The sequence below is a fragment of the Solibacillus sp. CAU 1738 genome (assembly GCF_039888725.1).
In the GTDB taxonomy this organism is placed as follows: Bacteria; Bacillota; Bacilli; order Bacillales_A; family Planococcaceae; genus Metasolibacillus.
The window spans coordinates 22,450-36,554 of sequence record NZ_JBDQQN010000005.1 but is presented as its reverse complement, the minus strand read 5'-3'; the positions used below and the strand labels follow the sequence as shown (position 1 = coordinate 36,554).

Genomic DNA, 14,105 nt, shown 5'->3' with positions numbered 1-14,105 from the left:
TTCCCTTTTTAGTATAATATAACAAAATTAAAAAAGACACTATTGTTAGAAGTATCTCTACAAATAGTATCTTTTTTATTATACAGTTTTTTTCAGCATTTCCACATAGTCAGGAGAAGTCCTCACTTCTACAGTCAGAATACCATTACCATAGCTTGATTTTATTATAAAAGGAACCCCGCTTATATTTTGAAATCTATAATCCAATATACCGTATGACACAGTTGCATCTCTTCCCTTTGGCACGTAGCCAACATCTAATGAATGATGATGCCTTTCAACAGATGCAATAAGCACTTGATCAACTGCGTTAAAAAGTGTGGAAGAAGTCTGACAAATACCTCCGCCAATGCCCATTACAAGCTTTGCGTTAATTATTTCTGGTGCCGGTTGATAGCCGTTTGCCTCATTCCTAGGTCCAACAATCGTATTAAAAGAAAAAACATCTCCACTACCGACAATTACATTATTAATAGCATTTGCTGAAAGTTCTATATTTTTATTTCTTCCAGCGTCAGCAGGACTAAAATAAGTTGTATAAGAAGCGACAACTACATCATCCAAGCTTTCAATATCTGCAGCATTATAATTGCTTTCAGTCGTATATAAAGGTAATTCAACGGTTGCACCACTATCTGATGCCGCTAAAATCCTTTCCACTAATTCACTTTCTTTTAAAATGACCATAGGACTGCCCTTAATAATCTCGCCATTATCACCTATTTTATCAAGCATCATTTTCTTATCATAGCCTGCTACAGTTTCTGAACCTCTCGCTAAATCTTTTGCTATTTGTTCAATTTCATTTACGTATGCTGAGAAATCTGTTTCGTAGCCGAGCTCTTTTGGTACAATCGTTTTGATCACAGTGAACGTCTTTGGATCGACTAATTTAATAGCAACATGCTGTTCGACTTCAGTTTCTTCTATATCACTTTCTGCTACAACAACATTTTCATTGTTTGTTACTTGTCGCTGTAACTCCAAAACCTTTTGTTCTAATTCAATAACTTTATTACTAAGATTTTCTTTTTCTAAGTTCCCAAAACATCCCGTCAATACGACAGTGCACATAATAATAAGTAGTATAAGGACATTTTTTATCATGATCTACCCCTAGCTTATAGTAATCATACTATGGATATTTGAATTCACTTTGACATTTTATGCAGGAGCATATAAAAGCGTGTCTGTTTTTTTCTTATGATTATTATGAGCTATATTGACTTATTTTACTTCATAAAAAAAACCATAAGCTCGTATTATCAGCTCATGGTTGATTTTTTATTGTAGTGTTATGATTTGCCACAGCATTTTTCAAATTTTTTACCACTACCACAGCTGCACGAATCATTACGTCCTGCTTTGTTCGTAGGAATGTTGCCGAAAAGATGCAAGCTCGGATGGTGTATGACCACGGTTTCCCCAAATACGCGTAGTATTGGCCACCTCAACAAGCAACGCAATGTACGTATCTATACTCGCCTTACTATCGAACTCAAAATGATTTAAAAACTCTTCAACTGTATTATTAAACGGTGTATCTATTTGAATACTCCCCACTACTTCATAAATAATATCGAGTAAATCCTCTTCATTTATATCATAGTTTTGAGTAATTTGTTTTTCAAGCTTACGAATTGCAGGTGTTCTTTCAATATATAAACCATCCATATATTTTATTAATTGTTCCTTTGATGGCATATAAAATGGCTTACCTTCAGCTGCTTGCTTGTATTTCTTATAGTCTACGAAATGTCCGATTGTTTCATAAATAAATTCGGATCCTTTTATGCGCACAAAATTTTCTTGAAGTCTATTTTTGAAATCCTTATCCCCACATAAAAATACAAGCTCCTTCAACGAGATTGGCTTTTTATGATGTGCATTATATACATCAATGACAATACGCTGCGGGACTATACCATAAAGGGCCGTACACGCTACAATATAATTAAATATTTCTTCATGATTTTCAATTTCATCGATTGAAAAATAGTTGCGTTGTCTGTATTTATCTGACTGTATTATATAATTTATATGATTGATATTTGACCATTCTGTTTTCTTATAATCTATAGTTTTAAGCATATAGTTCGTCCAATAGGGATCAAACCGTCTAAAATGCTGCTTCTCCGCCCAAGCGTATGTTTGTAGAAATTCCGGATGTGCAGGATTATTATACGCCTGCAAAAATGCTGCAAAGCCAGGTGGTCCCCCTACATCTTCGGGTGGAGCATCACCTGCAAAATCTAACAATGTTGGGTATCCGAAATAATAATCGTCTACAATTTCATCTAGCTTTATTGTAATGCGCCAATCATCTCCCGCATCATAGCAATATACTAATTCACCGTATTTTTCAATATATGCGTCTATTTTATTGTGTGCAGGTTGTTTAATGGCATTACCATGAAAAGCGTTCTTATCTGCTTTAAAAGCCTCAATTGTATACGGATTATTTGTGATGATAAGTTTCTCCTGAGTAATCGGAAACTCAAAATAATGATACGGCTCCATATAGCTTTGGAAATTTGTTGTATGTTGAATTACTTCATGTACCCGATTAAATGTAACCCCGGCAGGCATAATAACCTTTCTCCATACAGTAGGTAAAATATCTTCAAATGTAAATGTTACTATATACGCTTTCATTCCTTCACCCCATTTACTTCAATCAATCCCGTAATTTCTATACCGTTAAGAGCTTGAGTTGCAAGACGATCTGCTTCTGCATTTTCTTTGCGAGAAACATGTTCATACTCGGGGGTAATGCCTAGCTTTTTTAACTTTTTTTCAATTCGATCTGCCCATGTAGACAATTCCTTCTCGTAGGCTGGCCACTCACCATTCATCTGATTAATCACTACTTGCGAATCTCCAATGAAACGTACAGGCAAATGATGCACATTTAATGATTCCAGTTCGACTATGCTTAAATTTAAAGCTGCATATTCTGCTTCATTATTAGATACGAGCCCTGTAGTAAAAGCATTTCTTCGTAATCTATACGATTTTCCATTTTGTACATAATAAATTACACAGCCTAAACCCGATTGATTCGTCGCACGGTCAAATCCACCATCGAAATATACGACCACATCATGCGGCTCCGTTTCGATTTCCTTTAAATATTTCTTCAGCTCTTTTATCATCCATGTACTGTCATACTCATCTGTTAGTGTCATACTTTTTACTCTACCAGTACGTTCCAAATCCTCAGCTATCATTAGCGCCTGTGCTGCAGACATTTCATCCGAGCGAAATATGGCTTGTGCTCCTTTTGGCGTTTTATACGCCCACTCTATTACAATTTTCAACGTGAAATCCCCCAATGTAATGTAAATAAAGTATACTACAAATTGTTAATATAGAAAAAAAAGCTAAACATACAATTTATGCTTAGCGATGCTTTCTAGTTTTTATCTCCCATCAATTCAGAAATCGTCACAAATTTATATCCTTGTTTTTGCAATTCAGGGAGTATTTCTTTTAACGCCTTTACTGTTTGTTCACGATTTCCTCCCCCGTCATGGAATAAAATCACGTCACCAGGTTTGGTGCCATTTAACACTTTTTGGACTATTTTTTTCACACCAGGGTTTTTCCAATCTTGAGTGTCTTGATGCCATGACCACATGACAACTTTATAGCCATTTTCTACAGCTGCATTTATCATATTATCCGTATATTGACCACCTACTGGGCGAAAAAGGGTTGGAAGAAAACCAGTAATTCTAAAAATAGCTTCGTTTGTTTTTTGTAGCTCATCCATTAATTCCTGCATAGTAGTGAGTTTATATGGATGGGTGTAGGTATGATTTGCTAGCTCATGCCCTTCTTTATATTGGCGAACAAGAACTTCCGGATTTTTCACCGCATTATCACCTACAATAAAAAATGTCGCTTTTGCCTCATACTGTTTTAATAAATCTAATATTTCCATCGTATGCTTCGGGTGAGGGCCGTCATCAAATGTTAGGGCGATAATTTTATCTTTTGTTTGGACATCCCAAAGGACAAGGCCTTTTTCTTCATAATATTGCCTCCCTTTATCAGCAGACTCCACAACACTCACATAAAAAAGGGAACTCATGATGACACAAATAATAGCTGTAACAATTATATTCCGTTTCAAAACATCACCATCCAGTTTCGGTTGTTTACAAAATCACTTGATGCATATACTATTTGCTAAACAGAAAAGAATATACTTTCGAAATGAGGTTTATAAGCTGACGAAAATTTTCAAAATGCCACTTTTTTGTAGGACTGTAACGCACTCTAATATGCTAATTTTTCATTGGCAAATTTTTTTCAAATGACCTGAAATCAGAGTTTCCATCCGATGAACAAAGCAGACTTTATTTACGTAGCTGTTGAACCAAATGATGGTGGACAAGTAAATCTAACCGTATAGAGCTTCTTTTTATGCTATAATAAACCTCAGCAAATAATTTTGAGGTATTAATATGAACGGTCAAAATCGAAAAGACGTCTATCCGGGACGAACAGTTAATATTGTCTTAAAAAAAGACCAACGTACTGGTAACAAAACACGTGGTGTTGTAAAAGATATATTAACTAATTCTGCATCTCATCCGCACGGTATTAAAGTTCGACTAACAGACGGACAGATTGGGCGCGTATGTGACATATTAGAATAATTTACAGGTAGTGGCCATAAGCTGCTACCTGTTTTCTAGTTTTACGGCTATTAATAATCGTATTTTAGGAGATTTTTTTATTATGAGGCATAGATTGGTTCCACTGTTCCTTTCACAATTAAAATAAATAATTCGAAATTCCAACAAATATATTAATATTTACAACAATAATATAAGTATGTATAATAATGCAGAGTATTATATAAATATTGAAAGGATTTAGTTACTGCAATTACAAAGGGTGGTTGGTACATAGACCAGTTAGAGGCAGTCATCACCAATACAAACATCCAACAAAAAGGACTGGATACAATACCACATCCTAAGATAAACTTACCTCTAAAAACTACAAAATCAATTTTTATACAAGCAGGGCTTAACTAATAGCCCACCTATTCGGAGGTTAGTCATATATGAAACAAAATCACTATATTTACCCAGCAATTTTTAGTTATAGCACAGACGGAATTTCTGTAGCATTCCCAGACATACTTGGTTGTTTTACTTCTGGTAAAACACAGGAAGAAGCATTAAAAATGGCGAAAGAAGCTATGGCATTACATTTGATCGGATTAGAACAAGAAAACTTTGATATTCCTGCAGCATCTTCACTAAAAAATTTAAAGACTAAAGCAAACGAAGCAACTGTTTTAGTTGATGTTTGGATGCCAACTTTCCGACAAGAAATGAATAGTCTATCTGTAAATGAAACACTTTCGATCCCTCGTTGGCTTATAAGCCCGAAATAATAAAATAGGCGTATCTTTTCGTAAGCAAAAACGAATAGCCATCTATCCTGTTTTTTGGATAGATAGCTATTTTACACATGTAACTTGAATATTTTTCGAACAAGGCATGTAAATAAATAAAGTTTTTGGCTACTGGTGGATATGTAAATTTGATAGACCCCTCACTAAAAAGAATCTTTCCTTTTTTTCTTATGTAGTTTACGGACAACTGTAAAATTTAACAGACATTTTACATAAACAAATATCAGTTTTTATTAATTAATTAATTAACGCTGTATGACCATTAACAATATAGCAACTGCCAGGAATTTTTTTACAATCACTTTTCACCGTTGCCAAAGTATCTGATAAAGCATTTACTGATTCATATTTGTTAAATCGATTATTTACGATAGCAATAGATAAAGTGCTAACTAAAAATCTCTCTATTTGTTCTGTACGACCATTCATAAATAATACATCATTTACTAAATGCTGTTCGTCGTAGTAATAGATTATTTGTTGGTCAAAATCTGCTATAATTCGTGCACACATTTCCTCGACATTATACGTAGGATAAATTGCTATAAAATCATCTCCACCTATATGTCCTAGAAAACCAATATCTTCGGGAATGTATTGTTTCAATAATTCTGTCATAAACAACAACACCTCATCCCCCTTTTTAAAGCCGTATAAATCATTGTACATTTTAAAATGATCAATATCGAAATAAATAACGCTATACATTTCATCAGCTAATATTTCATGCAATTTTTCTTCTATTAGGTGACTACTCGGCAAATAACTTAGTGGGTTTAGTAAACTCGCAAATTCTACTTGAATATCCACAAGTTTTAATAATAATGATCGTACACTTACAACTCCTACATAATATCCATCTCTTGTGACGATAATATCATCATATAAATCTTCTGGAAATCGATCCATAGCAAGCTTACTAACATCCACTATAGGTCTATAGTAGTCTACAATTAATGGTGTTGGCTTAGCGATTAGGTTACTTTTTCTACCCATAAATAAATTATAATCGTATAGTGTACCTACTTTTTCATAAAAATGCAGTCTTGAAATATATGAAATAGGAACTCCCTGTTTAGTAACGACTAACCCTCGTAATTGCGGATTGTTATTAAAATGCTGATCAATTATCTTATTTTTGATTGTTGGTTCGACATTTATGGCCCATTCAACGATCTCTCCTATATATATCATTTATACCTACCTCTCTCTTCAGCATAATTGCTATATGTATATCTTGTTTAGGCATTCCTATTGCACCAGATTCATCGGCATATACTACTGTTTGTAAATTCATATTTAGTTAAATAAAGGTATTTAGTCTTCCTCTGATCTTTGTTCATGAATAAAGCCTTCTATAAAACAATACATTTTTCCTGAATTCACCTGAATAATTTTTAATATATGAAAAAATATATGTTGTTGGTAACGCTTTCGACGAATGAATATCCCAGTTAAGAATTCACCCATGTAGTTGAATAACACAAAAAAACCGGTGAAGCATATGCCTCACCGATTCGACCGTCCCCTTCTACATGCACTTCATATTAGTAAGAAGTAACCAAGGAAAATTAATATCATTATTCAATAAAGAAATCAATCGAACATCAAAGATTATCGATTACGTTGTATAGTTGCTCATCAATTTGCTGTATACAATGTGGCAGTTCACCAGTCGTGACAAATGCTAATTGTCTTGTAGCACGTGAAGCAATTGTATAAAGTAAATAAGCATCCATTGCTTCAGAATAGACAGTCGCATCTGCATCAGCGAGCACGACTGTGGTAAATTCAAAGCCTTTTGCCATATAGCCCGGCATAATGAGTAAACCTTTCATATATACCTTTTGCTTTTCAGTAATGAGTGTTAAATCTGGCACTTCTTCTTTTAGCTGCTCATATAAAGTTTCGCAGCTCTCTCGATTTTTGCAAAGGATTACAAAGCTGTCTCCATCATTATAAAATTTCTGAATCAAAAATTGTAATGCTGAGTAGCGATTGTCCGTCTTCAATATTTTCGGTTTATCTCCAGATACACCAAGTGATAGCGTTGTCGTATTATTAATAATAGCACTCATAAAGTTCGTTATTTCATTTGTAGAACGATATGATTTATTGAGCTCTACAGTAGTAAATTGATTTACTAATGGATTGTCAATCGCATCCTTTTTACTCGGATGAACGAGTTGATTCCGGTCACCGAGCAACGTAAAATGCGCTTTCGGATGAATTTGTGTAATCGCCAGTAACTGTAAATAAGAATAATCTTGCACTTCATCAATGACGATATGCTTAATACTATTGTCGGTATATAGGCCTTTAATGACTAAATATAAATACAAAATAGGTGCCGTATCTTCATAATAAAGCGTATGTTTCTTTAAACGCTGCGCTGTAATTGCCTGGATGTCTCGCGTAAATAAATCATCTTGCTCTGTTACAAGTGAATTCAAATACATTTTATGAATGTTTGCAAAGCCAAGCTGATCAATAGTAGACGCAAGTTTTCCAAAGCGCTGATTCACTTCATTATTTGCCTGCTGCTCAAGCGCATAATCATCCCCGATAAATGTATTGACCGCTTTTAATTGTTTTAAACGCTTCGTAAAAGCTTTTTTCTTTTCTTTTTCTAATAGTTCAATTAAATTAGTACGGATTTTTTTTAAACGGAAATCGATATCGAGTCCTGCAAATTTGCCATAAAAAAGCTGTGTTAATTGTTTTGCAGAAATAAACAATTCCTCGCCCATTTTTAAATTATAAAATGGGAATCCCTTCGTTTTTAGCTGCTCAATATATGCTAATAGTCGATTTGCATATAAATGAGAGTTTTTATACGCATAATTTTCGCGAGCAAATGTATCGGCTTTTTGTAGGCGCTCTATATTTTCGTAATTCGTTTCTATATTATATTTGGGCAATCGCAATTCCTTAAACAAGCGGTAATACGTCGTATGCTGTACATTTTCTTCACCAAGCTCTGGCAATACATTCGAAATATAATCATTAAATAAATCTGACGGAGAAATAAGTAATATACTTCGGGCATTCATCGTTTGACGATACTCATATAAGAGATATGCGATTCGCTGCATTGCAACAGATGTTTTTCCGCTTCCAGGTGGTCCAAGTACGATTATATTACTACGATTTGAACTACGGATTACTGCGTTTTGGTCACTTTGAATTGTTGCAACAATCGACTTCATTTTTTCTTTAGCCGTATCTGCTAGAAGATTTTGTAATACTTCATCACCAATATAAATATCTGCATCAAAAAGCTGCAGTAACTGATCATAAGATGTTTTATATTGGCGGCGCCCTTTTACATCTACAGTTAGTTTCTCACCATCAGGCACCTGAAACTGACATTGTCCAACTCTATTTTCATAAAAAAGGCTTGAAATCGGTGCTCGCCAATCATAAATAAGTACATCACCTTGATTATCACGAAATGTTGAAAGTCCAATATACAAATTTTCAAGGTCTCCAGCCTCATTATCCATCGTTATACGACCGAAATACGGACTTTTATAAAGAATTTCCATTTTGACTAGCAGCTCGCTTAAATTTAAAAATTCTCGCTCTTTTAGCTGCATACCTGGAAGTAACTGTGAAAATTCAATTGCGCGTTCACCAGAAATATCATTAAAACTATCAGACATACTCGTCCGTTCATCGATAATATTACCTTTTTTCTTTTGTTGCTTTATTTTTAACTCTTCTATATATTGTTTCAGTAGTGTGCTTATCTCTTTTAAATGTTGCTGTTCTTGCTGCCAAATCGTTTGTTCCATTATTTCTCTCCCCTTTTAAAGAGCACTATATGCCATTATTCCCGATTTTTCTAGTTAATAATAGACTTATATTAGGCGGGATTATGTGCTATACTAAATATAGGAAAAGTTGTCCATTATACGGGCGATTATTTCTTTTTTTTATACACAGTGATTTTTAATATTTATAATTGTAATATGTACTTTATGGCATTATTACACAACAGCAAAAACTCCAAACAGTTATAATATTAAATTATTTGAACATTAATTTAAATGATGAAAGCCAATGATTTTAATGTAAGTTATAAATAATAAAAACTCGGGTGTGAAATATTTTACACCCGAGTTTTTTCTAATTATTTAAAATCTGCTAAAATTTCATCCCAATTGACAGTACCATCTTGAATTTGCTTACGTGTTTCTTTTGTAATAATATCTGACGGTTTTCCGCCATTTGGCCAGTCCGTATCGTGCTTTTTCCATTCCGGACGATCTTGCGATAAAATGTAGGCTGCTAAATCTGCTGCATCTTGATCAGATAAAGTCCCAGGTGAGCCCACCGGCATATAGGCTTGAATATAGCCGGCCATTTTTGATACACGCGCTATCCCTGCACCATCATTAAACGAATTTCCGCCCCATAATGCCGGTCCTATATTAGCACCATTTCCAGAGCCATCTGCCGCATGACACGCGATACAAGATTGTTGGTAAAGCTCTTCCCCACTATTTACATTCGGTGTCGGCACAACCTTCATATCTGCTGATTTTGCCCAAGGACGCTCTTCTCCAATTGTGACGCCTTCTGAGATATACTTAAAGTAAGCAACCATTGCTTCTAGTTCATCACTACCTGTTTCAAATTTTTTACCGTTCATGCTACGAACCATACAGCCGTTAATGCGTTCTTCAATTGTTACTATATCGCCTGAACGTGCAATATATTTTGGATAGTCTGCCATAACCCCTACAAGGGATGCTACTTCAGTTAATCCAGCACCTGCATGACAGCTAGTACATGATAAATTATTTCCGACATATTCCTCAGCGTAAACATGTGTTTCATTCACTAAGTTATAACCAAATAATATGTCTTCTTTCATTTTACCTTCAGGAACTTCCTCCATATTGGGCGGAGAAAACACACCTGCTGATGCAATCTGCGTTTCTTGTTTTTGTTGTGGCTGTTCACCTGTTTGTGTTACTGTTTGTTCAATGCTCTTTTCGGCTCCTTTTACGGACACTAGCGAATCATTAATAAAGATACTAAGCAAAATTGTCAATGTAATACCTACTATAGAAAAAATAATGGGAAGTGGTCTCATCATATCCCTCTCCTTTCTTACCTTTATTGTAATATACTTATATTGTCACACACAATAAATCATTTGAATAAAAATACAGAATTATTATTAGTTGTAACAAACTTTTCACAGCGAGTGACAAACTTATAGACGGAAACAATATGTATAAATCAATATTTAACAGGGGTGTTCTTTCTTAATCAAATCTTAACAATCATTTAGTATAATTATTTTTTATTCATTTTTTATGCAAAAACATGAGGTGAATGATATGAAACAAAAAGTTTTAATCGTGGAAGATGATGCACTATTTAGAACGTATCTATGTGAAGCTTTGCAAGAACGCTACGATGTCGTCACTGCAGCCGATGCGGAAAGTGCACAACAACTTTATTTATTGGAGTATCCATGTTTAATTTTATTAGATCTCGTTTTACCCAAAATGAGTGGTGAAGAATTTTGTAAGTGGATACGCGCACAAGGCAGACAAGAAATAGGGATCATTATGATTTCCTCTAAAACGAGTACTGCAGATAAGGTTAGAGGGTTAAAAATCGGGGCAGATAGTTATTTGACAAAACCAATTAATAGTGAAGAATTACTAGCACATATAGAGGCAGTGTTACGGAGAACCGGATTGTTTTGCCAGAAAATTGTTCATAATGGGCTTTGTATTAAACCTCGTAAAGGCGAGATAATATTAAACGACGAGCATTTGCATTTAACGAAGCATGAATTTTTACTGTTGTACCATTTAATCGATCACCCGAATATTGTGTTTAGTCGTGCGGAATTGGTCGCACATATATATCCTTTTCATGAGAAAGATATTTTAGACCGCACGATTGATGTACATGTAAAAAACTTGCGTGATAAAATTGAAATAGATCCCACTAATCCACAACGTATTTTGACAGTTAGAGGGATTGGATATAAATATGTTTTATAGTACATAAAAAACTGCGACGATATCCGTCGCAGTTTTCTTATAAATAGGAAGATACTCCATCAATAAAGTTATAAATAAAATACATAGCAAAGCCAATTAATACAACCCCTGCCACAATCGAGAACCACTTGATCATTGTTCGGTTCATTGCTTTTCGGGTAATCGATACAATCGACAGTAAACCGATATCATGTAGTAAAATACCTGTTAATATCCCTGCTCCAACAATCAAAAATGAAGCTTTCTCGTTAGCATCATATGAATCTGCTAGTACTGCACCGAATACCGATATCCAAAAAACTAAATTTCCCGGTGATAAGGCTACGACTATTCCATTTCGATAAGTTGAAAAAAATGTTGCATCTGATTTTTCTCCGTCTAATATAATGCCTTGATCGGCGTTTTTTATAGAATCATAGCCAATTAAGAATAAAAATCCTGCACCAACAAGCCACATTGGTAATTGAATGTACGGAATAGACAGCACAGATGCTAACCCCATATAAAGAGCAAATATAAGTATTACATCGATTGTCATGCCACCTAATCCTACTGCCCAACCTTGCATAAATCCTTTTTTCAAACCTTGCTTCGTCATCTCTACTGTAATAGCACCAACTGGCATTGCAATGGACAGTCCTGCTAATACATACGTTAAAAATAAACTCAAATAAACACTTCTTCCGTTATGTAATAACCTTTCATCCGTTTATATATACATTATACTACATAACTATTCATAATTCCTAAAAATATTATGTTCATGTATTTAAAGGAAAAAGAAAACCTACTCCGAGTAATGACTCTAAGTAGGTTTGAAATTATTCTTCATTAATAGCCTGACATTCTGACATTCGCGCTACAGCACGCCAGTAATGATATACAAGTCGGTCAATCCATAATAATGCATCCACTTTTGATACGGCTACATCGATATCTGTTTCATTTGATACTGACCGCTCGAAATATTCGTTTCTCTTATCGCGTCGTGCTTGTGCTATATGCTGTGATGATTGCTCTAACACGAGAGAAATATCAAGCAAACGCTCGTCATCTCGTAAACTTTCTTGAATGGACATTAAAATCTCATTCCAATCTGTCATTAGCTTCTCTTGTAAACTAAGTACCTCTATTTTTTGTTGCTCACGTAATACTTTAATTAAGCGTGTTAAATGGTCCAACGTGTGCAAAATTGCGATATGTCTATGACGCTCTTTCGATGATGTGGATAAAATCGAATCAAGGAATTTACGCGTAATTTCAATTGCTTCCTCCACTTCACGTATTTTCTTCTCGTATTCTACCGTTACTTTTTTTGTCTCCATTAAAAGAAGCTGTGCATTAGTTAATTCCACCATCATTTCTCGCAATGTTTTAAATGCCACATCAAGAGCAATCGATGGGACAGCTACTAACCCTGAGTCCAAATTTCGTGTTAATGCATTTTCACGCTCTGGTACAATTTTCATTAATAAATTTGAAAATGGTTTAATAAATGGGACAAATATAAGTGCACCGAATAAACTAAACATCGTATGGAAAATTGCTAGACCAACTGTTTCATCAAATGTTCCAGCAATCGCAACCGTACTTATTTTTACTAACTGTAAAAAGTACGGGAATGCTATCGTCACTATGATTGCAGTTATTACGTTGAACAATAAATGCGTCATCGCAGTTCGCTTTGCAGAAACTGAGGCACCAATTGCTGCGAAGAGTGCTGTCGCTGTCGTCCCTACGTTTTGCCCAATAACTAAATAAGCTGCTTGTTCAAAATCAATCGCACCTGCAAACAATGCTGTTAAAGTTGCTGCCATTGCTGCACTCGATGCTTGCATAATAATTGTCATTACGATTCCAATTAGGATAAGTAGAAAGATAGAAACTACTGAATTAGCCGGAATCGACTCAAATGCGATAAAGTCTTGTGCATTGGACATCCCTTGCTGAAGCATATCGATGCCTAAAAATAATAAGCCGAATCCTGCTAATACACTGCCGAATTTCTTCAAATTACTAGGTGCTACGAGCGACATAAAAACCCCAACACCGATAATTGGTAACGCCATCGTCTGCAAGCTAATTTTGAATCCAATTAAAGAAATAATCCAACCGGTTGATGTACTTCCGATATTCGCCCCTATTATGACACCAATTGATTGGACAAACGTTAACAACCCTGCACTAACAAATCCAATTGTTAGTAAAGTTGTTGCTGTAGAAGACTGTACAGCAATCGTCATAAGCGCCCCTGAAAGAACTGAAGTAAACGTTCCCTTCGTAAATGTATTCAACCAGCGTTTTAGCGCATCACCTGCGAGCTCTTTTAAGCCATTCGTTAGCATCGTCATGCCAAGAAGGAATAAACCAATCCCTCCAAAAATAGTTAGCATTCACTCACCACCAATATGTATTTAACTCCTATCAAACTCCTATATTACCATTTTATTGTACATATTTTAATAATATTTTTACAAAATATTTACAATAAATAGCCAACTAACTTTTCAAGAACAGCATACTACGGTAAGAGTAAAATAGGGATTTATAGACCATACAGGAAGATACTACTAGTGTTTTCCGCTAATTTCGCCTCTGTAACATTTGTTACATAACTGTAAATAGCTCTCTTAAGC

13 protein-coding genes are annotated in these 14,105 nt (G+C 34.8%); 3 read left to right on the top strand and 10 right to left on the bottom strand.

The genetic code is table 11. The features are described 5' to 3' along the window. Positions 1-78 precede the first annotated feature (78 nt). From AAFN87_RS14600 to AAFN87_RS14585, 5 genes are all read right to left on the bottom strand, one after another. Positions 79-1,107 (bottom strand): VanW family protein, encoded by a 1,029-nt coding sequence (locus tag AAFN87_RS14600; protein ID WP_347791806.1) that lies wholly within the window; start codon positions 1,105-1,107, stop codon positions 79-81. A gap of 188 nt (positions 1,108-1,295) precedes the next feature. Beyond that, positions 1,296-1,397, bottom strand: coding sequence for an SEC-C metal-binding domain-containing protein (locus AAFN87_RS20065; protein WP_481886485.1), 102 nt, complete (start codon positions 1,395-1,397; stop codon positions 1,296-1,298). After that, entirely contained in the window at positions 1,354-2,655 is a 1,302-nt protein-coding gene (locus AAFN87_RS14595; RefSeq protein WP_347791805.1) for a plasmid pRiA4b ORF-3 family protein, read from the bottom strand. The genes AAFN87_RS20065 and AAFN87_RS14595 overlap by 44 nt, the downstream gene beginning before the upstream one ends. After that, positions 2,652-3,320 carry a ribonuclease H family protein gene (locus tag AAFN87_RS14590; protein ID WP_347791804.1) on the bottom strand — a complete coding sequence of 223 codons (669 nt, stop codon included), beginning with the start codon at positions 3,318-3,320 and terminating at the stop codon, positions 2,652-2,654. Before AAFN87_RS14590 ends, AAFN87_RS14595 begins: the two co-directional genes overlap by 4 nt. 95 nt (positions 3,321-3,415) lie before the next feature. Then, on the bottom strand, positions 3,416-4,096 hold the full coding sequence (locus tag AAFN87_RS14585; protein WP_347792042.1) for a polysaccharide deacetylase family protein: 681 nt from the start codon (positions 4,094-4,096) through the stop codon (positions 3,416-3,418). 376 nt (positions 4,097-4,472) lie between these two features. On the opposite strand from AAFN87_RS14585, the gene AAFN87_RS14580 reads away from it, so the two are divergent. Further along, on the top strand, positions 4,473-4,667 hold the full coding sequence (locus AAFN87_RS14580) for a YwbE family protein (RefSeq protein ID WP_347791803.1): 195 nt from the start codon (positions 4,473-4,475) through the stop codon (positions 4,665-4,667). A 413-nt stretch (positions 4,668-5,080) separates the two neighbouring features. Then, positions 5,081-5,416 carry a type II toxin-antitoxin system HicB family antitoxin gene (locus tag AAFN87_RS14575; protein WP_347791802.1) on the top strand — a complete coding sequence of 112 codons (336 nt, stop codon included), beginning with the start codon at positions 5,081-5,083 and terminating at the stop codon, positions 5,414-5,416. A gap of 258 nt (positions 5,417-5,674) precedes the next feature. Here AAFN87_RS14575 and AAFN87_RS14570 read toward each other — a convergent pair whose 3' ends face one another. The 3 genes from AAFN87_RS14570 to AAFN87_RS14560 form a co-directional block, all read right to left on the bottom strand. Next, positions 5,675-6,631: a GGDEF domain-containing protein gene (locus AAFN87_RS14570; protein WP_347791801.1), complete on the bottom strand. Its 957-nt coding sequence runs from the start codon at positions 6,629-6,631 to the stop codon at positions 5,675-5,677. Between the two features lie 413 nt (positions 6,632-7,044). Next, entirely contained in the window at positions 7,045-9,234 is a 2,190-nt protein-coding gene (gene helD, locus AAFN87_RS14565; protein ID WP_347791800.1) for an RNA polymerase recycling motor HelD, read from the bottom strand. A gap of 338 nt (positions 9,235-9,572) precedes the next feature. Further along, the gene (locus AAFN87_RS14560; protein WP_347791799.1) at positions 9,573-10,544 is read right to left on the bottom strand and encodes a c-type cytochrome; all 972 of its coding nucleotides are present in this window, start codon (positions 10,542-10,544) and stop codon (positions 9,573-9,575) included. A 247-nt stretch (positions 10,545-10,791) separates the two neighbouring features. On the opposite strand from AAFN87_RS14560, the gene AAFN87_RS14555 reads away from it, so the two are divergent. After that, positions 10,792-11,469, top strand: coding sequence for a response regulator transcription factor (locus AAFN87_RS14555; RefSeq protein WP_347791798.1), 678 nt, complete (start codon positions 10,792-10,794; stop codon positions 11,467-11,469). Between the two features lie 37 nt (positions 11,470-11,506). On the opposite strand, the gene AAFN87_RS14550 is transcribed toward AAFN87_RS14555, so the two are convergent. Together AAFN87_RS14550 and AAFN87_RS14545 are read right to left on the bottom strand one after the other, a co-directional pair. Then, positions 11,507-12,139 carry a LysE family translocator gene (locus AAFN87_RS14550; protein ID WP_347791797.1) on the bottom strand — a complete coding sequence of 211 codons (633 nt, stop codon included), beginning with the start codon at positions 12,137-12,139 and terminating at the stop codon, positions 11,507-11,509. A 151-nt stretch (positions 12,140-12,290) separates the two neighbouring features. Continuing rightward, positions 12,291-13,862: a Na/Pi cotransporter family protein gene (locus AAFN87_RS14545; RefSeq protein WP_347791796.1), complete on the bottom strand. Its 1,572-nt coding sequence runs from the start codon at positions 13,860-13,862 to the stop codon at positions 12,291-12,293. Between the last annotated feature and the right edge of the window lie 243 nt (positions 13,863-14,105).